General features: G+C 65.3%; 18 protein-coding genes. 8 read left to right on the plus strand and 10 right to left on the minus strand.

Features of this window, described 5'->3' with window-relative positions; genetic code table 11:
- The first annotated feature begins 54 nt into the window (after window positions 1-54).
- From hrpA to VA599_RS17500, 5 genes are all read left to right on the plus strand, one after another.
- A complete protein-coding gene (gene hrpA, locus VA599_RS17480) occupies window positions 55-3990 on the plus strand; it encodes an ATP-dependent RNA helicase HrpA (protein WP_346789781.1) in 3936 nt (1311 codons plus the stop codon).
- A gap of 74 nt (window positions 3991-4064) precedes the next feature.
- On the plus strand, window positions 4065-5204 hold the full coding sequence (locus VA599_RS17485) for an HD-GYP domain-containing protein (RefSeq protein ID WP_104946585.1): 1140 nt from the start codon (window positions 4065-4067) through the stop codon (window positions 5202-5204).
- A gap of 97 nt (window positions 5205-5301) precedes the next feature.
- Window positions 5302-6759 carry an alkaline phosphatase gene (locus VA599_RS17490; RefSeq protein WP_346789782.1) on the plus strand — a complete coding sequence of 486 codons (1458 nt, stop codon included), beginning with the start codon at window positions 5302-5304 and terminating at the stop codon, window positions 6757-6759.
- 14 nt (window positions 6760-6773) lie between these two features.
- A complete protein-coding gene (locus tag VA599_RS17495; protein WP_346789783.1) occupies window positions 6774-8132 on the plus strand; it encodes an alkaline phosphatase in 1359 nt (452 codons plus the stop codon).
- Window positions 8133-8183: 51 nt separating this feature from the next.
- Window positions 8184-8825 (plus strand): hypothetical protein, encoded by a 642-nt coding sequence (locus tag VA599_RS17500; protein ID WP_346789784.1) that lies wholly within the window; start codon window positions 8184-8186, stop codon window positions 8823-8825.
- Here VA599_RS17500 and VA599_RS17505 read toward each other — a convergent pair.
- Window positions 8822-9586, minus strand: coding sequence for an AraC family transcriptional regulator (locus VA599_RS17505; RefSeq protein WP_346789785.1), 765 nt, complete (start codon window positions 9584-9586; stop codon window positions 8822-8824). The genes VA599_RS17500 and VA599_RS17505 overlap by 4 nt on opposite strands.
- A gap of 95 nt (window positions 9587-9681) precedes the next feature.
- Between VA599_RS17505 and VA599_RS17510 the strand changes: the two genes are divergently transcribed.
- Together VA599_RS17510 and VA599_RS17515 are read left to right on the plus strand one after the other, a co-directional pair.
- A complete protein-coding gene (locus VA599_RS17510) occupies window positions 9682-10806 on the plus strand; it encodes a multidrug effflux MFS transporter (protein ID WP_346789786.1) in 1125 nt (374 codons plus the stop codon).
- A 203-nt stretch (window positions 10807-11009) separates the two neighbouring features.
- Window positions 11010-11270 (plus strand): hypothetical protein, encoded by a 261-nt coding sequence (locus VA599_RS17515; RefSeq protein WP_021478332.1) that lies wholly within the window; start codon window positions 11010-11012, stop codon window positions 11268-11270.
- A gap of 122 nt (window positions 11271-11392) precedes the next feature.
- On the opposite strand, the gene VA599_RS17520 is transcribed toward VA599_RS17515, so the two are convergent.
- Entirely contained in the window at window positions 11393-12151 is a 759-nt protein-coding gene (locus VA599_RS17520) for a YdcF family protein (protein WP_346789787.1), read from the minus strand.
- A 53-nt stretch (window positions 12152-12204) separates the two neighbouring features.
- Entirely contained in the window at window positions 12205-12975 is a 771-nt protein-coding gene (locus VA599_RS17525; protein ID WP_346789788.1) for a substrate-binding periplasmic protein, read from the minus strand.
- Window positions 12976-13420: 445 nt separating this feature from the next.
- Here VA599_RS17525 and VA599_RS17530 point away from each other — a divergent pair, with 445 nt between their 5' ends.
- Entirely contained in the window at window positions 13421-14137 is a 717-nt protein-coding gene (locus tag VA599_RS17530) for a substrate-binding periplasmic protein (RefSeq protein ID WP_346789789.1), read from the plus strand.
- A 182-nt stretch (window positions 14138-14319) separates the two neighbouring features.
- Here VA599_RS17530 and VA599_RS17535 read toward each other — a convergent pair whose 3' ends face one another.
- The 7 genes from VA599_RS17535 to astA form a co-directional block, all read right to left on the minus strand.
- Complete coding sequence (locus VA599_RS17535; RefSeq protein ID WP_011135058.1) at window positions 14320-15030, minus strand: ABC transporter ATP-binding protein; 711 nt, start codon at window positions 15028-15030, stop codon at window positions 14320-14322.
- The gene (locus VA599_RS17540; RefSeq protein ID WP_021478328.1) at window positions 15027-15797 is read right to left on the minus strand and encodes an ABC transporter ATP-binding protein; all 771 of its coding nucleotides are present in this window, start codon (window positions 15795-15797) and stop codon (window positions 15027-15029) included. The genes VA599_RS17535 and VA599_RS17540 overlap by 4 nt, the downstream gene beginning before the upstream one ends.
- Window positions 15798-15799: 2 nt before the next feature.
- Entirely contained in the window at window positions 15800-16891 is a 1092-nt protein-coding gene (locus VA599_RS17545; RefSeq protein ID WP_021478327.1) for an ABC transporter permease subunit, read from the minus strand.
- Window positions 16892-16907: 16 nt separating this feature from the next.
- A complete protein-coding gene (locus tag VA599_RS17550; protein ID WP_021478326.1) occupies window positions 16908-17837 on the minus strand; it encodes a branched-chain amino acid ABC transporter permease in 930 nt (309 codons plus the stop codon).
- Window positions 17838-18497: 660 nt separating this feature from the next.
- A complete protein-coding gene (astB, locus tag VA599_RS17555; protein ID WP_346789790.1) occupies window positions 18498-19844 on the minus strand; it encodes an N-succinylarginine dihydrolase in 1347 nt (448 codons plus the stop codon).
- 10 nt (window positions 19845-19854) lie between these two features.
- Window positions 19855-21315: a succinylglutamate-semialdehyde dehydrogenase gene (gene astD / locus VA599_RS17560; RefSeq protein WP_346789791.1), complete on the minus strand. Its 1461-nt coding sequence runs from the start codon at window positions 21313-21315 to the stop codon at window positions 19855-19857.
- Window positions 21312-22358: an arginine N-succinyltransferase gene (gene astA, locus VA599_RS17565; RefSeq protein ID WP_104946577.1), complete on the minus strand. Its 1047-nt coding sequence runs from the start codon at window positions 22356-22358 to the stop codon at window positions 21312-21314. Before astA ends, astD begins: the two co-directional genes overlap by 4 nt.
- Window positions 22359-22362 lie beyond the last annotated feature (4 nt).

Genomic DNA, 22362 nt, shown 5'->3' on the forward strand with positions numbered 1-22362 from the left:
CCGGCTTCTGATATAATTGCCGCCTCCTCATCAACACCGCTCTTTATACGCCGCATGACCACCGCCCCGCTTCTGGCCGAACTCAAGGCCGCCCTGTCCTCCTGCCTGATCCGCGACCGCCACATCCTGCGCCGCAAGCTGACCGACGCCGCTGAACGGCAGAAGAGAAACCAGCCCGCCGACAAGCTGCTGGCTGACATCGCCGGCCAGGTGGAGCGTTCGCGCAGCCGCGCCGACGCGCGCCGCGCGCATCTGCCCAAGCCCCAGTTCGACGACGCGCTGCCGGTCAACCAGAAGCTGCCCGACATCAAGAGCGCGATCGACAAGAACCAGGTGGTGATCATCTGCGGCGAGACCGGCTCCGGCAAAACCACCCAGTTGCCCAAGATCTGCCTGGAGCTGGGCCGCGGCGTGTTCGGCCTGATCGGCCACACCCAGCCGCGCCGGCTGGCCGCGCGCTCGGTGGCGACGCGGATCGCGCAGGAGCTGGGCTCGCAGCTGGGCGAGCACGTCGGCTTCAAAGTACGCTTCACCGACAAGCTGTCGGAAAAATCGGTGATCAAGCTGATGACCGACGGCATCATGCTGGCGGAGACGCAAACCGACCGCTACCTGGAAGCGTACGACACCATCATCATCGACGAGGCGCACGAACGCAGCCTGAACATCGACTTCCTGCTGGGCTACCTGAAGCAGCTGCTGCCGCGCCGCCCGGACCTGAAGATCATCATCACCTCCGCCACCATCGACGCCGACCGCTTCTCCAGGCACTTCGACGGCGCGCCGGTGATCGAGGTGTCCGGCCGCACCTACCCGGTGGAAGTGCGCTACCGCCCGCTGAAGCAGCGCGATGAGGACGAGCGCGAGATGGAGATGGAAGACGCCATCGTCGACGCCGCCGACGAGCTGTCGCGCCAGGGGCCGGGCGACATGCTGGTCTTCCTGCCCGGCGAGCGCGAAATCCGCGAAACCGCGGAAAAGCTGCGCAAGTCCGGCATCCGCGGCTACGAGATCCTGCCGCTGTTCGCCCGGCTGTCCAACGAGGACCAGCAAAAGATTTTCAAACCGTCCGGCGGACGCCGCATCGTGCTGGCCACCAACGTGGCGGAAACCTCGCTGACGGTGCCCGGCATCAAGTACGTGATCGACACCGGCCTGGCGCGCATCAACCGCTACAGCCCGCGCGCCAAAGTGGAGCAATTGCAGGTGGAGAAGGTATCGCAGGCGGCCGCCCGCCAGCGCGCCGGCCGCTGCGGCCGCGTCGAGTCCGGCATTTGCGTGCGCCTGTACGCCGAGGACGATTTCAACGCCCGTCCGGCCTTCACCGACCCGGAAATCGTCCGCTCCAACCTGGCGGCGGTGATCCTGCGCATGGCCGCGCTGCGGCTGGGCAAGGTGGACGAATTTCCCTTCCTGGAAGCGCCGTCCAGCCGCCTGGTGGCCGACGGCTACCAGGTATTGACCGAACTGGGCGCAGTCAATGAGCTGGGAGAGCTCACTCCGGTGGGCAAGGAGCTGGCACGCATCCCGGTGGACCCGAAAGTGGGCCGCCTGCTGCTCGCCGGCCGCGACTTCCACTGCGCGCGCGAAGTGCTGATCATCGCCGCCGCGCTGTCGATACAGGACCCGCGCGAGCGGCCGTTCGAAGCCCGCGACGCCGCCGAAAAAGCCCAGGCGCGCTTCAATGACGAAAAGTCGGACTTCCTGTCCTTCCTGCACCTGTGGGACTTCTTCGCCGATGCGCTGAAGAACAAGAAGACCAACCGCCAGCTGGTCAACGCCTGCCACGACCACTTCCTGTCGTATATGCGCATGCGCGAGTGGCGCGAGCTGCACGCGCAGTTGGCCGAGATCGCCAGCGAGCTGGGCCTGATCACCCGCGACGAAGCCCATGCCGACGCCGAACAGCCGGACGCGCAGATGTCGGTCAAGAAACGCCAGCAAGTGGACGCCGTCGCCTACGAAAACCTGCACAAGGCGCTGGTGACCGGCCTGATCGGCAATATCGGCATGAAAAACCAGGAAGGCGACGACTACCAGGGCGCGCGCGGCGTCGCCTTCCACGTCTTCCCCGGCTCCGGCCTGAAGAAGGCCAAGCCCAAGTGGCTGGTGGCGGCCGAACTGGTGGAGACCACCCGCCTCTACGCCCGCTGTGTGGCCAAGATCGAGCCTGAATGGGTGGAAAAGCTGGCGCCGCACCTGATCAAATACCATTACTTCGAACCTCATTGGGAAAAGAGCCGCGGCGAAGTGGTGGCCAGCGAGCGCGTCACGCTGTACAGCCTGACCCTGATCCCACGCCGCGCCGTCAGCTATGGCCGCATCGCCCCGGAAGAAGCCCGCGAGCTGTTCATCCGCGGCGCGCTGGTGAATATGGAATACGTCAGCAACGCGCCCTTCTTCCAACGCAACCAGCAGTTGATCCGCGAGGTGGAGCAACTGGAGCACAAGGCGCGCCGCCAGGACGTGCTGGTGGACGAGGAAGCGCTGTACGCCTTCTACAGCGAGCGCATCCCGGCCGAGGTGGTGGACGCCGCCAGCTTCGAAGCCTGGCGCAAGGAAGCGGAAAAAACCGAGCCCAAGCTCCTGCACCTGACCCGCGAAGAGCTGATGCGCCACGCCGCCCAGCACGTGACTGAAAACCAGTTTCCGGAATGGCTGGAGCTGGAGGACGGCAAGCTGAAGCTGCGCTATCGCTTCGAGCCGAAACACCCGCTGGACGGCGTCACCATCGATGTGCCGCTGGCCATCCTGAACCGCCTGACGCCGGGGCCGTTCGAATGGCTGGTGCCGGGCATGATCCGCGACAAGCTGCAGCAGCTGATCAAGGGCCTGCCCAAGCAGATCCGCCGCTGCTGCGTGCCGGTGCCGGACTTCATCACCCGCTTCCTGCTGACCAACCCTGACCTGCAGCAGCCGATCGCGGCGCAGCTGGCGCGCTTCATCCTGCGCGAGACCGGCGGCGTCAAGGTGGACATCGACGAGTTCAACAAGCAGGAATTGCCTGAACACATGTTGTTCAACTTCCGCGTGATCGACGACGGCAAGCAGGAAATCGGCATGGGCCGGGATCTGGCCGCGCTGCAAAAGCAGTTCGGCCAGGCGGCGCAACTGACCTTCCGCGACACCAGCGCCGAATTCGAGCGCGACGACGTCAAGACCTGGGACTTCGGCGAGCTGCCGGAAAGCATACAGTTCGCCCGCGGCCGCCAGCAGCTGACCGGCTACCCGGCGCTGACGCTGGAGGAAGACCGCGTCGCCATCCGCCTGTTCGACACCCAGGCCGTGGCGGAAAGACATCACCGCCAGGGCGTGGTGAAGCTGCTGCAACTGCAATTGAAAGAGCAGATGAAGCAGTTGGGCAAAGGCCTGCCGGGCATGACCCAGATCGGCCTGCAGCTGCGCGCGGTGGCCAACGCCGACGACCTGCTCGCCGACGCCATCGCCGCCATCTGCGACCGCGCCTTCATCGGCGAGGACGCGCTGCCGCGCAATGAAAAGGCCTTCAACGACCAGAAGAACCGCGCCCGCACCCGTTTGCCGGCGGTGATCCAGGCGGTGGCGCAGTACCTGCAGCAGATCGCCGCCGAATATGTTCCGCTATGCAACAAAATGCAGAAGCACAAGCTGGGCCATGAGCTAAAACAACAAATGGATAAGCTGGTCTACAAGGGCTTCCTGGCGGCCACGCCGTGGAGCCAGCTGCCCCAGCTCCCGCGCTACATGAAGGCGATGAGCATGCGCATGGACAAGCAGCCGGCCAATCCGCAGCGGGACGGCCAGCGCGGCGCGGAAATCCGCGAGCTGTGGCAACAATGGGAACAACGCGTGGCGGAGCAACAGGAACAGGGCGAGGCGGCGCCGGCGGTGCTGGACTTCCGCTGGATGTTGGAAGAGTTGCGCGTCAGCCTGTTCGCCCAGGAGTTGAAAACCCCGTACCCGGTTTCGGTCAAGCGGCTGCAAAAAGTCTGGAACGAGTTGCCGCGATAGTCGAGATTGAGTACAGCTTGCAATGACATTGAATTATCATGCTGTGAATTTTCACGTCGCAAGCGACTATCGACATGACCGTTGACTCTGGCAAGAAACCGACCAAGGTTTCTTCATCGATGCTGTCCATCGGCAAGGAATTGCCGGTGGACGTCTATTCCAAAAGCGGCTTCCTGCTGCTCAAGCGCGGCCATTACGTGCTGACGCCGGAGCAGAAGCAGAAACTGGTCAGCCTGGGCTTCGCCGAGGCCAAGGCCGAGGCCAAGCCGGCAGAAAAGCCCAATCTCAACGACAACCACAAGCCATCGCTGTTCGAGGACATCGCCTTCCTGCAACAGCGGGTGCGCAGCGTGCTGCACCACGCGCTGGTCACCCGCAACTTCGAAGCCAAGGTGATGGAGATCGCCCAGTCGCTGATCCAGCTGGCGGAGAAATACCCGGACGCGCTGATCGCTTCCATCTTCCTGGTGCCGTTTTCCGAATACAGCGTCGCCCACTCGCTGCACGCGGCGGCGCTGCTGTCCATCTTCACCCGCCACATCACGCTGCCGCCCAAACATCGCGAGACGCTGATCTGCGCGGCGCTGACGATGAACATCTCTCAGGTGGAACTGCAAAACGAGCTGTTCGGCCAGGCCTCCCGCCTCGACGACGACCAGCGCCGGGCGATACTCGACCACCCGATCATGAGTTCGGCCATCCTGCGAGAAGCCGGGGTTGAAGACCAGCTGTGGCACACGCTGGTGCAGACCCACCACGAGTCCTGGCAGGGCAACGGCTACCCCTTCGGCCTGCCCAGGGAACAGATCCTGCCCCCGGCGCACATGCTGCGTCTGGCCGACATCACCTGCGCCAAGCTGCTGCCGCGTCGCTACCGATCGGCGCTGCTGCCGGCGACCGCGCTGGGGCAGATCTTCCAGCGCAAGGACAACGAATTCGATCAGGCCTTCATCACCATGCTGGTCAAGGAACTGGGCATCTACCCGCCCGGCAGCTTCGTGCGCATCGCCAGCGAGGAAATCTGCGTGGTGATCTCGGCCGGCGCCAAGCCCAGCGAGCCGCTGGTGGCGGCGATACGCCGCGCCGACGGCCCGCCCTTCGGAGAGCCGCTGCTGCGGGACACCAGCAAGCCGGCGCATAAAGTCACGGCGCCCTGCCATGCCGGCGAGGCCAAGGTGCGGGTGTCCTTCCTCGCCCATCTGTGGAAGAGCTGACCCCCTTCGTCATCCAATCTTAATATTTTGGTATTTTGGCAGAAATACCTTAAAAATATCATCTGTGCGCATTTTTACTAAAATAAGGTATTCCGTGATGCGCACTTTCACTCTCGGCGCCGGCCTGCTGGCCGCGCTGGCCCTTGCCGCCTGCAGCAGCGGAGGCGGCGGCAACGCCGCCCGCTCCCAGGACAACGCAGAAGCCCAGCCCCCGGCTGCGGCCGCCAAAAATGTCATCTTCTTCCTCGGCGACGGCATGGGCATCGCCACCACCACCGCCGCCCGAATCTACGCCGCCGGCGAGGACGGCCAGCTGACGATGGACACGCTGCCGGAGTCCGGCTTCGTCAAAACCTTCTCCAACGACGCCCAGGTCACCGACAGCGCGCCGTCGATGTCGGCCTACATGACCGGCGTCAAGATGAACAACGAAGTCATCTCGATGTCCACCGACACCGTGGCAAAATCGCCCACCGCCGACCTGACGTCCAACTGCGGCGCCGGCAACGGCAAGCCGGTGTCCACGCTGCTGGAGCTGGCCAAAGCCGGCAAGCGCGCCACCGGCGTGGTCACCACCACCCGCGTCACCCACGCCACCCCGGCCGCCACCTATTCCCACGTCTGCCACCGCGACGCCGAATCCGACATCGCCGCCCAGTTGGTGCCGGGCGGCGCGCAATACAACGCCGCGCTGCAAGACGGCGTGGACGTGGTGTTCGGCGGCGGCCGCCAGTTCTTCCTGCCCAAGGCTGCCGGCGGCAAGCGCGCCGACGGCCGCGACCTGGTGGCGGAGCTGAAGGCCAAGGGCTACGGCTACGTTGCCGACAAGGCCGCGTTCAGCGCCATCGATCCGGCCAAGACCCAGCGCGCCGTCGGCCTGTTCACCAGCAGCCACATGAGCTACGACCTGGACCGCGACCCGAACAAGGAACCCAGCCTGGCCGAGATGACCACCAAGGCCATCGATCTGCTGGCGAACCGCAGCGATAAGCAAGGCATGTTCCTGATGGTGGAAGGCGGCCGCATCGACCACGCCCTGCACGAAACCACCGCCAAGAAGGCGCTGCAGGACACCGTGGCCTTCGACCAGGCCATCCAGGCCGCGATCAGCACGATGCAGCAGAAAGACCCCGGCCTGAAGAACACGCTGATCGTCGTCACCGCCGACCACGACCACACCCTGGTGCTGAACGGCTACGCCAAGCGCACCGGCAAGACCGCGCCGGGCAATCCGGGCGTGCTGGGCCTGGCCAAGGACTATGTCAGCGGCAAGAACCTGACCGACGCCGACGGCATGCCCTACTCCATCATCGGCTTCGGCAATGGCGAAAACCGCGTCGCCGGCGCCCGCAGCGCGGCGGCCGCGCTGACCGACGACGCCGTCTCGGCCAACGACTACCACCAGGAAGCGGCGATACGGATGCCGGCCGGTGGCGAAACCCATGGTGGCACCGATGTCTACATCGGCGCCATCGGCCAGGGCGCGGACAGCATCCACGGCTTCCTGGAAAACATAGAAGTATTCGGCCTGGTCAAGAAGGCCGCCGGCCTGTGATGGAGCACAAGAAAATGAAAACCGCGATGAAAACCCTGCTGGCCGCCGCCGTGCTGGCCTCGCTGTCCGCCATCCCCGCCCACGCCGCCGGCGAGGCCAAGAACGTGATCTTCTTTCTCGGCGACGGCATGGGGCCGGCCACTGTCACCGCTGCCCGCATCTACCAGTACGGCGAGAGCGGCAAGCTCAATATGGAGAAGCTTGGTCGCACCGCGCGCATCAAGACCTTCTCCAACGACGCGCAGACCACCGACAGCGCGCCGTCGATGTCAGCTTATATGACCGGCGTGAAGATGAACAACGAGGTGATCTCGATGTCGTCCGACACCCGCGCCATCGAGCCCAACAGCGACGGCACCGGCAACTGCGGCAGCAATAACGGCGCGCCCGCCGCCACGCTGCTGGAGCTGGCCAAGGCCAAAGGCAAGGCCATCGGCGCGGTCACCACCACCCGCGTCACCCACGCCACGCCGGCCGCCACCTACGCCCACGTTTGCCACCGCGACGCGGAGTCCGACATCATCGCCCAGGCGGTGCCCGGCGGCGCCGGCTACAACGCAAAGCTGGGCGGCGGCCTGGACGTGCTGATGGGCGGCGGCAGCAAATTCCTGCTGCCCAAGACCAGCGGCGGCAAGCGCGGCGACGGCCGCAACCTGCTGCAGGAATTCGCCGCCAAGGGCTATCCGGTGCTGCAGACCGGCACCGATCTGGCCGCCTTCGACGCCAAATCCGCCAGCCGCGTGGTGGGAATCTTCGGCAAGGACCACCTGGAATACGAGCTGGACCGCGTCAAGAACAAGGTGGACCAGCCCAGCCTGGCGCAGATGACCGCGGCGGCGATAGACGTGCTGGCCAAGAACGGCAACGGCTACGTGCTGATGGTGGAAGGCGGCCGCATCGACCACGCGCTGCACGGCACCAACGCCAAGCGCGCGCTGGTGGACGCCGTCGCCTTCGACGACGCGATCAAGACCGCATTGGCCAAGGTGGATCTGAACAACACCCTGGTGGTCGTCACCGCCGACCACGACCACACCATGACCATCAACGGCTATTCCAAGCGCGGCAACCCCATCCACGACATCTCGCGCGGCTATGTCGACGGCCAGCCGTCCAAGGACGCCGATGGCGCGGTCTACACCACGCTGGTGTTCGGCAACGGCCCCAACCGCAAGCCGACCCGCGTATCGGTGGATTCGGCCGCCGCCACCGCCGACGACTACCAGCAGGAAACCGGCATCCGCCTGTCCAGCGAAACCCACGGCGGCGGCGACGTGATGCTGATGTCCGGCGGCGCCGGCAGCAAGGGCTTCAAGGGCGTGATGGACAACACCAAGGTGTTCGGCCTGGTGAAGTCCGCGCTCGGCCTGTAATCCCTCCCGCGCGCGGCCGCCCGGCCGCGCGCTTCGCTTTGAAAGATATCGATGAAAGTCTTGTCTCTCGCCGCGCTGGCGCTCGCCGCCCAGCAGGCGCTCGCCGCCCCGCCCGATCTGCAGGCCGTCGTCCGCTACGAAACCATCAGCCAGGGCGCCGACGGCGTCGAGAAAACCATCCGCTACAGCGAACGGTGGGTGCGCCAGAACGGACATGCCTGGCGCGAACGTCTGAACGCCGGCGCGCCGCACCGCCACGACGACGACGGCCACCAGCACCTGGACTTCGCCGCCGCCCCGCGCCACGTCTGGCGTGACGCCAAGGGCGAGCTGAAAGTGGAATTCGTCCACGCGGCCAAGAAGGAAAGAATCGTCGTCGAGCCGCGCGAATGGCGCGATGCCGGCTTCGACGGTTCGTGGGAGCGAGCCAGCCAGCTAGTGGACATGACGAAGATGCGCGGTTTCGCCAGGAAAGCCGGCGGCGCGGACGCCGTGGTCTACAGCAAGGCCGGCAAGACCTTGCGCTGGAGCGAGCGCTGGCAGATGCCGCTGCAGGTGTCGCTGCGCTCGGCCGACGGCCGCCAGCGCGAAACCATCACCGTGGAGCCGCAAGCGCTGCCGGACGGTTTCGTCCCGCCCTGGCGGCGCAGCGCCGGCTGGCCGACGCGCGACTACCTGGATACGCTGGATTAGGCTTGGGCGTAACGCGCCGGCGTCTCGCCGGTGTGTTGGCGGAAAAAGGCGATGAAGGCGCTGTCGCTGGCGAATTCCAGCCGCTGCGCCGTCTCGCCGGCGCTTGTCCCGTCGGCCAGCAGCTCCATCGCCCGCAACAGGCGCCACTGCTGGCGCCAGGCCTGGTAGCTCATGCCGGTGTCGCGGATGAAGATGCGGCTGATGGTGCGCTCGCTGGCCCCCACCTGCTCCACCAGCTGGTTCAGCCGCGGCGGCAGCTCGCCGCGATGCACGCTGTCCAGCCAGGCCGCCAGCCTGGCGTCGGTGGGAAACGGCAGCCGCCAGTTCTCCCCCCGCGCCGCCTGCAGCTCCTCGCCGAACACCGCCAGCAGGCCAGCCTGCTTTTCGACGGGCCAATCCCACGGCCAGAACGCCATCCGCTCTATCACCTCGCGCAATAATGGATTGACCTCCACCACCTGCAAGGGCGGCGCGGGAAACGGCAGCTCGGCGGCGAAATACAGCGAACGATAGGCGACCACGCCGCGCATCAGCACCCGGTGCGTGGTGCCTGCCGGAATCCAGGCCGCGCGGCTGGGCGGCAGCAGGCACAGCGTGTCCGCCAGCTCGATGGTGATGCAGCCTGCGGCGGCGAACAGCAGCTGGTGGCGGCGGTGGCAGTGGCGGCCGGAGTCGTGCAGGCCCATGTCGGCGGCGATGCCTATCACCGGCGCGTCGAAACCGTCGGCGTCGAATTCCTGTTCGGCCAAAATCAGAGCCATATGTCCGATTTCAAATAGATAAAGTCCTTATCATTGTAATCAGACAATTTTCCTTTCTCTAGACTGGCGGCCGTCAAGAAAGAAAGGAAAAAGCAATGAAAACGACGACCCGTCCGGCGCTGTGGCTGCTGACGGCGCTGATCACGTTCCCGCAACTGGTGGAAACCATTTACAGCCCGGCGCTGACCGACATCGCCTCCGCCTTCGGCGTCAGCCAGACGCGCGCTTCGCAAACGCTGTCGGTCTACTTCCTGGCCTTCGCCGCCGGCGTCGCGCTGTGGGGCTGGCTCAGCGACGCGCTGGGCCGCCGTCCGGCGATGCTGTTGGGGCTGGCCTGCTACGGCGCCGGCTGCGCGCTGGCGCTGGCCGCCCCCGATTTCGACACCCTGCTGCTGGCGCGGATGATTTCCGCGCTCGGCGCGGCGGCCGGCTCGGTGGTGGTGCAGACCATGCTGCGCGACAGCTACGATTCGATCCGGCTGGCGCGCGTGTTCTCGCTGCTGGGCGCGGCGCTGGCCTTGAGCCCGGTGCTGGGTCTGGTCAGCGGCGGCTGGCTGGCCGGCCACTTCGGCCATCAAGGCGTGTTCGCCGCCCTGCTGCTGCTCGCCTTCGCGCTGTTGGCGCTGGCGGCGCTGCGGCTGCCGGAAACCCGCCCGCTTGAAACGGTCCGCCCCGACATGGCGCGGCTGGCCGGCCGGATGCTGCGCGACGCCGAGCTGTGGCGCAACGCGATGCTGGTGGCGCTGTTCAACGCGATGCTGTTCAGCTACTACAGCCTGGCGCCGTTTCTGTTCGAGCGCCAGGGCTGGAGTCCCAGCCAATTCGGCTGGTCCGGCGCGGCGCTGGCCGCCGCCTCGCTGCTGGGCAGCCTGCTGAACCGCAGGTTGCTGGGAAGCGGACGGCAGCCGGCGCAGCTGGTGCGGGTCGCCTGCCGGCTGGCGCTGCTGTCCGGCCTAGCCGCCTGGCTGCTTGGAGATTCGGCATGGATACTGCTGCCGGTCACCGGCGTGGTGATCGCCTTCGGCATCGCCATTCCCAATGTGCTGAGCCAGGCGCTGCGCCATTACCGCGAACAGGCCGGCGCCGCCGGCGCCCTGTTCGGCCTCAGCTATTATCTGTTGCTGAGCCTGATGCTGGGCCTGGCCGGCCTGGCGCAAAACCTCGGCCTGGCGCTGAGCGCCTGCGCCGCCGCCTCGCTGTTGTGCCGGTCGCCGAAGTAGTTCGAGCGCGCCCCGGCTGAAACGCAAATCAGGCCTGAACGCTGTCGCGTCCAGGATTCCGGGCGGAAAGCCCATATGCTCTCCGCCCGTTCATCGCGCCTATCGCCACTCCATCCCCAACGCGGCGCATTCCGTCGCAATCCCGTATCGCGGCGCCAAGCGGCGACCTAGAGTCAGGCTACACACAGACACGGGAGAATCGCATGAACCGGCACAATCACTCGGAAGCGTTGGCCGACCTCAACGCCGCCTGCCACAAGATAGCCATCTATTGGCGGCTATATGTGGATTGGCTGATGGAAGTCGGCTGGGGGCGGCTGGCGCTGTTATCCCTGCTCGCCCTCATCCTGTGCGGCACGCTGTTGCTGCCGGGCCTGGCGACATTGATGATCCTGGTTTCCATCTTCGTAAAGATCTTTGCCGGCCCGCGCCGCCCTGCGCAGGCGCTGCCAGACAAATCATAGGAATGACCGAACACGCTATCCTCCGCAGTCCTGCGCCGTTGTTGAGTTGAAATGGGAAAAGCCTTGCCACGCCAGGCAAGGCTTTTACATTTACGCCGACGGCCCGCCATTGCCGGGAAAGCTCAAGCTCCCGGCCTCATGCGGTAGTAAAGCAAACCGATATATTCGCGCAGCAAGGCATGGCACTCTTCCATCGCCTTGCCGCTGGGAAGGTAGCGCTGGAACGCCGGGCCTTCATAACGGATGAAGCCAGTCGGGGCCGGCAGCACTTGCAGGCCCTGTCGCTGGAAGAACGGCACCGCGCGCGCCAGATGCCAACCCTGGCTGACCAGCGCGACTCGCGTCGCGCCATCCGCCTTCAACATCGCCGCCGACAAGCGCGCGTTGTCCAGCGTAGTGTCGGAACGTTCCTCCACCCAGCGCGCGCGGATGCCGTAATCGTCGCGCAGCGCGCGCGCCATCACCGCGCCCTCGGGTTCGCCGCCCAAGGGCGCGCCGCCGGTCGCCAGCACCGGCTTGCCGCTGTGCCGCGCAAGATAGGCGGCGTAGCGCAGCCGCGCCAGCGTGTCGCCGCTGGGCGCGTTGCCGCCGAATTCCGGCGCGGCCCGCTTGCCGCCGCCCAGCACCACGATGGCGTCCACCGCCGACAAATCGGCCGGATGGATGGGCGGATAGCGCTCCACGCCCTGCGCCAGCCACACCGCCGTCTGCGGAATCGACAGCAGATAAGTCAGCGCCACGCCAAAAGCCAGCAGCAGCCGGCCGACATGCTGCCAGCGCCGGATCAGCATGGCGCCGGCGACGATGGGCAGCAGATTGAGCACCGGCGGCAGCAGCAAGGCCCCCAGCAGGCTGTGCCAAAAAACGGTTTGGCTGAACATGGTTTTCCCTTGTCGAAATCGAATGGCGTCCCGCGCCGCGGGCGCGCCTTGCATTATTTTTCGCCGGTCAGCCCCGGCACAGGCTCGCCAGGCAGCCAGCGGCGATAGATGGCGGCGAAGCTGCCGTCGCGCTTCATATCGTCCAGCGCCTGCTGCCAGGCCCTGACCACCGCATCGGAAGTCTTGGGCGAAAACGCGATATAGCCCGAAGTATGAATGAAGGTGTAGGCCTTGCGCACGTCGGCGGGTTGATAACCCAGCTGCTTCAATTGCGTGGGCATGGTGGTGTTCTCGCTGGCGATGACGTCTGCCCGGCCATGCATCAGCATCGACACCATCTGGTTGGGCGTGACGATGGCGTTCAGATTGGAAAATCCCTGCGCCGACAACATCAGCTGCAGATACCAGTCGCGCACTACCAGGATCTGGCCGAGCTTTCTGGCATCGTCCAGCGAAACCAGCTTGAGCTTGCTGTCGCGCCGGACGAAGAAGCTGCCGAGCGTGGTGGTGACCGGCCCCACCCATTTGAACAGACGCTCGCGCTCGGCGATCCGGTTGGTGTTGAACAGCGCCGTGTTTTCCTGGGTTTGCGCCAGCCGGTAGCCCCGCGCCCAGGGCATGACGGTAATGTGATCATGGCTGCCGACACGGCGCTGGATCTCCTGCACCACCTCGACCACCAGTCCGGCGGGCTTGCCGTTCTGGCTGAAAGTGAGCGGCGGATCATCCTCGGTCAGGATATCCAGCGCAGGCAATCCGCCAGCCTTCGCCGATAGCGCCAGTACGGTGGACAGCGCGGCGAACAGCAGGCGGAAGCGGCTCATGGCGATCTGCGCGATAGGAGGGTATGTCTTGAATTTAGCGAAGGAAGGCTCTTTACTCAATCCGCAACGGATGCGCGGCTCCGGCCGCCATCGAACATCAGCATTTCATCATGTGCGCGGCCGCCACACCCGAATGCGGCCCACTCCGACGCAGTTACCGGGGAAGGTCTATGCAAACGCCGGCGCGCCGCGCCTGGCCATCCGCAACAAATCATGCACTTGGCCTCGCCTCCGCCTGGTTGCTTACGGCAAACCGGACGGCATGCCCACGCGCCGCCGCGAGCCATCCAGATGCCGGGCGGATACCGCGCGCGCGTCCCAGACGAGGCGGTCCGGCCCGACGCGCGCTTCCATGGTTTGTCGTTATACTCGAATCACGCAGACCAAGCCGCTTGCGCGGCGGCGACCATGGAGGGAGGCGATGGCCAGCTGGAAATACACGCTCATGCTTGTGGTTTCCCTATCCTTCCTCGCCGGCGCGGCGCGAAGCGCCGACACCCTGACGCTGGCTGCCTCCGAATATCCGCCCTATATGTCGTCGCAAATGTCGAACGGCGGCGTGGCGGTGGCCATCGTCCGCGAAGCCTTCCGCCGCGCCGGCTATTCCGCCAAAACCATTTACCTGCCTTGGGCCCGCGCGGTCAGCGAGGCGCGCGGCGGCCATCTGGACGGCATCGTCGGGCTGTGGACCACGCCGGAGCGGCAACGCGCCTTCCTGTTCTCCCAAGCCTTCCTCGACAACCACATCGGCTTCTTCAAGCGCCGCGACGACGCCATCCGCTACCGCGCGCTGGCCGACCTCAAGCCTTACACCATAGGCATCGTGCGCGGCTACGCCAACTCCGAGACCTTCGACGCCGCCCGGCTGAAAACCGACGAAACGCTGAGCGACGCCAGCAATCTGGCCAAGCTGGCCGCGCATCACATCGACCTGGCGCTGATAGACCGCGGCGTCGCCAACTACCTGCTGGACGGCAGTCTGGCCGCTCTCGCGCCCAAGCTGGAGTGGCTTCCTCCCGCCGTCGTCGTCTATCCGATGCATCTGGGCATCGCCAAGCGGCAGCCCCAGGCGGCTAAACGCATCCAGGACTTCAACCGCGGACTGGATGCGATGCGGCAGGACGGCACGCTGGACAAGATGCTGAAGCAGGCCAGAATCTGAAAGCCAGCCCATGATCTTCGCGGTCAGGCAGGCGTGAAGGGCGGGATGCATCGGATATGCATTTGCGTCTCGCCAGACCGGCCCTGGCAGCCGCATACAAGATCATGAAGCCGGACTGGCCGCTGAAAACGAAAATCCCCCGCAGGCAGAGCCGGCGGGGGATTTGGTGACTTAGACGAGACTCACTCGCCCAGGTAGGCGTTGCGCACGCGTTCGTCGTTGAGCAGTTCCTTGGCGTCGCCGCTCATCGTGATGCGGCCGCTTTCCATCACGTAGCCGCGCTGAGACACTTCCAGCGCCAGCTTGGCGTTCTGCTCCACCAGCAGCATGGTCACGCCCTGCTTGGACACCATCTGGATGATCTCGAAGATCTTCTCGACGATGATGGGCGCAAGGCCCATCGACGGCTCGTCCAGCAGCAGCAGCTTGGGCTTGGACAGCATCGCCCGGCCCATCGCCACCATCTGCTGCTCGCCGCCGGAAAGGGTGCCGGCCAGCTGCAGGCGGCGCTCCTTCAAGCGCGGGAACAGTTCGTAAACGTGTTCGATCTCGCTCTGGATGGCCGCCTTGTCGTTGCGGTAGTAGGCGCCCATCTGCAGGTTTTCCTCCACCGTCAACTTGGCGAACACGCCGCGGCCTTCCGGCACCATGGCCAGGCCATGGCGGACGAAATCATGCGATGGAATCGACGCGACGTCCTTGCCGTCGTAGACGATGCTGCCGCCGGACTTCTTCACCATGCCCACCAGCGTCTTCAGCGTGGTGGTCTTGCCGGCGCCGTTGGCGCCGATCAGCGTGACCAGCTCGCCCTGGTCGATGTGAAAATCGATCCCCTTGACCGCCTGAATGCCGCCATAGGCCACTTGCAGGTTTTTGACTTCCAGAATGCTCATGCGTGGGCCGCTCCCAGGTAGGCTTCGATCACTTTCGGATTGCGGCGCACTTCTTCCGGCACGCCCTCGGCGATCTTCTTGCCGTAATCCAGCACCGCGATGCGGTCGCACAGACCCATCATCAGCTTGACATCGTGCTCGATCAGCAGCACGGTGACGCCGCCGTCGCGGATCTTGCTCATCAAGGCCTTCAACTCTTCGGTTTCGCGCGGGTTCATGCCGGCGGCCGGCTCGTCCAGCGCCAGCAGCTTGGGCTCGGTGGCCAGCGCGCGGGCGATCTCCAGACGGCGCTGGTGGCCGTAGGACAGGTTGCGGGCGCGCTCCTCGGCCACGTCGGCGATGCCCACGTATTCCAGCAGCTCCCAGGCCTTGGCCTCGATCGAGCGCTCCTCGTCCATCGTGCCCTTGTCGCGCAGCACCGCGCCCAGCGCGCCCGCCTTGGAGCGGATGTGGCGGCCCACCATCACGTTCTCCAGCGCCGTCATCTCGGCGAACAGGCGAATGTTCTGGAAGGTGCGGGCGATGCCGGCGGCCACCACCACGTGCGGCTTCTGCTGGAACAGATCGTGGCCGTCAAACGCGAACTTGCCTTCGTCCGGCACGTAAAGGCCGGTCAATACGTTGAACAAGGTGGTCTTGCCGGCGCCGTTCGGTCCGATCAGGCCGTAGATCTCGCCCTTGTTGATGGTCAGCCCGACGTCGCTCAGCGCGTGCAGGCCGCCGAAGCGTTTATGAATACCTTCGATTTTCAACAAAACTTCAGCCATGATTAACCTTTCTGCGCAGCCGCTTCTTCTTTGGCGTGCTGGAATTCAGCCTTGCGGCGCTTGGAAGGCCACATCCCTTCCGGACGGACCAGCATCATCACCACCATCGCCAGACCAAACAGCAGCATGCGGGCATTCTCCGGATCGATCAGCATCCGGCCGAAGGTTTTCATCTGCAGCGGGCCGATCACGTCGCGCAGGATTTCCGGGGCGATGGTCAGCACCACCGCGCCCAGGATCACGCCCGGGATATGACCCATGCCGCCCAGCACGATCATGGCCAGGATCATGATGGATTCAAGCAGACTGAACGACTCCGGCGACACGAAGCCCTGGAACGACGCGAACAGGCCGCCGGCCACGCCGCCGGACAAGGCGCCCAGGCCGAAGGCCAGCAGCTTGATGTTGCGGATGTTGATGCCCATCGCCGCGGCGGCGATGTCGTCCTCGCGCAGCGCCACCCAGGCCCGGCCGATGCGGGAGTGCTGCAGGCGCCAGGCCATGATCACCACCAGCACGGTCAGCGCCAGGAACAGGTAGTAGTACAGGTAGACGTTGTGGAAGCTAAGCCCGAACAACTCGATGGTCTGGCCCAGCGACGCGCCGCCGATATGGATCGGGTCGATCAGGTTGATGCCCTGCGGACCGTTGGTGATGTTGACCGGCGAGTTCAGGTTGTTCATGAAGATGCGCACGATCTCGCCGAAACCCAGGGTCACGATGGCCAGGTAGTCGCCCTTCAGCTTCAGCACCGGCGTGCCCAGCAGCACCCCGCCCAGCGAAGCGAAAGCCGCGCCCAGCGGAATGGTGAAGAAGAACAGCCAGTGGATGTCGAAGTGCGGCGAACTCAGCAGCGCGTAGGCATAAGCGCCGATCGCGTAGAAAGCGATGAAGCCCAGGTCCAGCAGGCCGGCGAAACCGACCACGATGTTCAGGCCCAGCGCCAGCATCACGTACAGCAACGCGAAGTCGATGATGCGCACCCAGGAATTGCCCAGCGTGCCGCCGACCAGGAAGGGCAGCACGGCGAGGAGGACGGCGCAGGCGGCGAATACCGCCATTTTCTTGCCGGTGCTCAGATGGTTCAGATCCATGTCTCTCTCCTCCGGATCAGGCGCGGTCGGCCATTTTTTCGCCCAGCAGGCCGGACGGACGGAAGATCAGCACCAGGATCAGCACCATGAAGGCGATGATGTCCTGGTAGTTGGACCCCAGGAAGCCGCCGGTCAGCGTGCCGATGTAGCCGGCGCCCAGGCTTTCGATGATGCCCAGCAGGATGCCGCCGGCCACCGCGCCGCCCAGGTTGCCGATGCCGCCCAGCACCGCGGCGGTGAACGCCTTCAGGCCGATCATGAAGCCCATGTAGTAGTGGGCCTGCTCGTAGTTGGTGGCCACCATCACGCCTGCGATGGCGCCCAGGCCGGAGCCGATGACGAAGGTGGTGGAAATGATGGTGTTGACGTTGACCCCCATCAGGCCGGCCACGGCCGGGTTCTGGCTGGTGGCGCGCATGGCGCGGCCAAGCTTGGTCCTCTCCACCATCAACAGCAGGCCGGCCATGATGGCCAGGCACAGCACGACGATCACGATCTGCAGCTTGGTGATGCTGGCGCCGAAGATGGTCACCACGTCATGGTCCAGAATCTGCGGGAAGGGGATGTAATTGCGGCCCCAGATCAGGATGGCGACCTGTTGCAACACGATGGATACGCCGATGGCGGTGATCAGCGGCGCCAGGCGCTGCTTGCCCCGCAACGGGCGGTAGGCGATGCGCTCGATGGTGAAGCCGAGCAGCATGCAGGCCGGAATGGCCACCAGCAGGCCGATCAGCACCAGAGCCGGCCCCGGAAGGTTGATGCCCATGCCCATCAGGGTGGTGATGACGGTGATGGTGACCATGGCGCCGAACATCACCACTTCGCCGTGGGCGAAGTTGATCAGGCCCATGATGCCGTACACCATGGTATAGCCCAGCGCGATCAGCGCATAGATGCTGCCCAGAACGAGTCCGTTCAGGATTTGCTGCAGAAAAATGTCCACGTTTGGAGATCTCCTCTGATTGTCTACCCGGCAGCTTTGCGGGATGTCTCCTCTTATTGACTGCTGCCTGTTTTACCGCCTGGGACGCGCCGTTTTTTGGCTTCTGTCCGACAGGCGAACCGATTATCACCATGTATCCAATCGACTGTCAATTGCGAATAGTCGTCTCAAAAACAGCCTGTGAAACCATCTTTTAAAATCAATTTATCCATTTGATTTCAAAAGGATTTTTATTATTTTCTTCATGTGGAAATTTACTATAGACCCGACTTGGCAAAACTCTTTCCCTTTTACAGTCCATTTTACATTTCGGTCATATTTGCCATTCTTTTTATTCACATTCGAACAGGCCCCTCGCGTTCCGTGCACCCATTGTGAACATACACGCATGAGCATCATTCATTTGCATACAATCTACAGTACCACTTGCTATCCATTTTTCCGCAACCGCCGCCCTGTAGAAAATTTCTTGCGGAATCGCCCTTCCCTCTGTGACTTCATGCCGACGCTGATTAAAATATGCAACATCCATGCCAATTCTCACCATAGTCCCGCATTTGGAATAGCTGGCAAGCAATTTGTTAACGGCCGCTAAATCCGCGGACGAGAAAAAACCCGCGCCGGCGCTGCCGGGGCGGGTTGCGATGCGGAAAACGCGGCTCAGGCCAGTTGGAAGGGATAGACGTTGCCCAGGCCCAGGATGCGGGTCAGTTCGTCCAGCGCGCCGCGGCATTCGGCCAACAGCTGGGGATCGGCCAGATCCTCGGGCGCCAGCCGGTCGCGGTAATGGCGCTCCACCCAATCGTTGAGCGTCGCGAACAACGCGTCGCTCATCAGCACACGGGGATTCACCGCCGCCAGCTCGGCCTCGGTCAACGCCACGCGCAAGCGCAGGCAGGCCGGGCCGCCGCCGTTCTGCATGCTTTGCTTCAGGTCGAACGCCCTGACCTCGTCGATCGGACCGCCGCTGGCGATGAGCTTTTGCAGATAGCTCCACACCCGCTCGCTGTTGCGGCACTCTTCCGGCACCACGATCAGCATCTTGCCGCCAGGCTTGGAGAGCAGCTGGCTGTTGAACAGGTAGCTCTTCACCGCCTCTTCCACCGTCACCTCGGCGCGCGGCACCTCGATGGCGGTGAAGCGGCCGCCGCGGGCCGCCAGCTTGCGGGCGATCTCGTCCAGCACGTCGGCCTGGTTGAGGAAGGCCTGCTGATGGTGGAACAACACCTCGCCGTTGCCGACCGAGATCACGTCGTTGTGGAACACGCCGGCATCGATGGTGTCCGGGTCCTGCTGCGCGTACACCACGCCGGCCTCGGCCAAGCCGTGCAGCCTGGCCACCGCCTGGCTGGCCTCCAGCGTCTGCCGCGCCGGAAACTTGGCCGGCTTCGCGTAGCGCATGTCGAAAGCCGCCGCGCCGAACACGAAGAACTCGACGCCCGGCTGGCCGTAGCCGGCGCAGAAGCGGGTATGGTTGGCCGCGCCCTCGTCGCCGAAGTGCATCTGCGCCGGCAGCGCCTCATGCACTGCGAAACGCGCCTCGTCGGCGAACATCGCCCGCAGCACGCGGCCGGTGGTCGGATGCTCGATCGAGCGGTGGAACTTGTTGTTCAAATTGGCCGGCGTGAAGTGCACGCGGCCGTCGGCGGTGTCGGCAGACGGGCTGACCGTGGCCGCGTTGGCGGTCCACATGCTGGACGCGGACGTCGCCGCCGCCAGGATGGCGGGCGCTTCCTTGGCCGCGCGGGCGATCACCTCGGCGTCGCTGCCGGCGAAGCCCAGCCGGCGCAAGGACGCCACGTCGGGCCGCTCCTGCGGCGCCAGCACGCCCTGCTTGAAGCCCAGGTCGTGCAGCGCCTTCATCTTCTGCAGGCCCTGCTTTGCGGCCAATTTGGGATTGGACGCCGCGCTGACGTTGCTGGTGGAGGCGACGTTGCCGAAGGACAGGCCGCTGTAGTTGTGCGTCGGGCCGACCAGGCCGTCGAAATTCACTTCATAGGCGTTCATCGTCTTCCCCTCACAGCACGATGCCGGGCGACAGCTGGGCCGGCAGCGCCAGGCTGTCGCACTCCAGCGAGGCCACCGGATAGGCGCAGTAGTCGGCCGCGTAGTAGGCGCTGGGGCGATGGTTGCCGGACGCGCCGATGCCGCCGAACGGCGCGGCGCTGGAGGCGCCGGTCAAGGGCTTGTTCCAGTTGACCACCCCGGCGCGCGATTCCAGCCAGTAACGGTCGTACAGCTCGCGGCTGTCGGACAACACGCCTCCGGCCAGACCGAAGCGGGTGTCGTTGGCGATGGCGATGGCCTGGTCGAAATCGGCGTAGCGGATCACTTGCAGCAACGGGCCGAAGAATTCTTCGTCCGGGCGGACGACGGCCGTGGTGTCGACGATGCCCGGCGTCAGCATCGCCGCGCCCTCTTCCACGCGGCGCATCGTCAGCAGCAGCTTGCCGCCGCCGGCGAGCAGCGCGTCCTGCGCCTTGAGCAGCGCGTCGGCGGCGGCGTTGGAGATCACCGCGCCCAGGAACGGCGCCGGCTCGGCGTCGAACTTGCCGACGCGCAGCTTGCCGGCCACCTCGACCAGGCGGGCGACGAAAGCGTCTCCCCACTCGCCTTGCGGCACCAGCAGGCGGCGCGCGCAAGTGCAGCGCTGGCCGGCGGAGACGAAGGCGGACTGGATCACGTGGTGCACCGCGCCGTCCACGTCGGCCACCGGGCCTACGATCAGCGGATTGTTGCCGCCCATTTCCAGCGCCAGGATCTTGTCCGGGCGGCCGGAGAACTGCTTGTGCAGCAGCGCGCCGGTGGCGGAGCTGCCGGTGAAGAACAGGCCGTCCAGGCCGTCATGCCCGGCCAGCGCCACGCCGGTGTCCTTGGCGCCCTGGACCAGGCCGATCACGCCGGCCGGCAGGCCGGCCTCGGCCCACAGCTTGACGGTTTCCTCGGCGGTCCACGGCGTCAGCTCGGACGGTTTGAAGATCACCGCGTTGCCGGCCAGCAGCGCCGGCACGATGTGGCCGTTCGGCAGGTGGCCGGGGAAGTTGTACGGGCCGAACACCGCCACCACGCCGTGCGGCTTGTGGCGCAGCACCGCCTGGGCGTCGCCCATCGCCGCGGCGCGCTCGCCGGTGCGTTCGGCCAGCGCCTTCAGCGAGATGTCGATCTTGCCGACCATGGTGGTGACCTCGGTGGTCGCTTCCCACAGCGGCTTGCCGGTTTCCTGGGCGATCGCGCGGGCCAGCTCGGCCTTGCGCTCGGTCAGCAGTTCGCCGAAGCGGCGCACCACCGCGGCGCGCGCGTCGAGACCGGCGCGGGCCCAGGCCGGGAAGGCGGCGCGGGCGGCGCGCACGGCGGCATCCACCTGGACGCTGTCCGCGGCGCGGCCCTGCCACAGAGGCGCGTTGTCGGCGGGGTTGGTCTTGGCCATGGACTCGCCGTCGCCGGCCAGCCACTTGCCATCGATGAACAGACTGCTCATTGCGCTGCCTCCTTCGGCGTCAGCGTCACGCAGCGGACGTGATCGCCGTCTTTAATCTTGAGCGCCTGCGCCAGTTCCGGCGTCAGGCAGAATTCGCCCTGCGGCCGAGCCGACTCCACCAGCACCGCGCGGTAGTCCTGCAAGGCGTCGTTGCAGACCAGATAGCATTCTTTGTCGCCGTCCGGCAGCGGATCGACGACGCGCGCCGGCAGGCGCTGGCTTTCCTTCACCGCGCGGATGTCGCCGGTGTAGGCCTGGACGGTCGGACCGGCGTCGAAGATGTCGACATAGCCCTCGTAACGGAAGCCTTCCGACTCCAGCATCGCCACCGCCGGACGGGTGGCCTCGTGGGTGAGGCCGATCACCGCCTGCGCTTCCGGCTCCAGGAAGTCGACGTAGACCGGATGCTTGGGCATCAGCTCGGCGACGAAAGCCTTCTGGCCGATGCCGGTCAGGTAGTCGGCCTCGGCGAAATCGATGGAGAAGAAGTGGCGGCCCAGCGCCTCCCAGAACGGCGAGCGGCCGGTTTCGTCGGACACGCCGCGCATCTCGGCCACCACCATCTTGCCGAACAGCTGCGGGAACTGCGCCAGGAACAGGAAGCGGCTCTTGGACAGCAGGCCGCCGTTGCGCTTGACGCGGTAGTCCGGGTGCAGATACAGCGTGCACAGCTCGGAATAGCCGGTATGGTCGTTGGACAGGAACAAGGTCTCATGGCGGCTGTAGACGCCCAGCTCTTCCGACGCGTGGACGATGGTGCCGATGCGGTAGTTGTACCAGGGCTCCTTCAGGCCGACGGCGGCTTCCACCGCGCAGATGCCGGCCACCTTGCCGTTTTCCGAATCCTCCAGCACGAAAACGTAGCCGTGGTCGGCGCGGTCCAGCTCGCCGGAGAAAGACAGCACCGAGCGGGCGATGCGCTTTTGCAGCCGGTCTTCGTTGATCGGCAGCGAGGTCAGGCCCACGCCGCCGCTGGCGGCGCTCCTGGCCAGCTCCATCAAGCCCGGCAGGTCCTTGTGTTCAACGGGACGGATAAACATCATGGCC

The organism is Chromobacterium indicum (genome assembly GCF_039708975.1).
Classification (GTDB): Bacteria; Pseudomonadota; Gammaproteobacteria; order Burkholderiales; family Chromobacteriaceae; genus Chromobacterium; species Chromobacterium piscinae.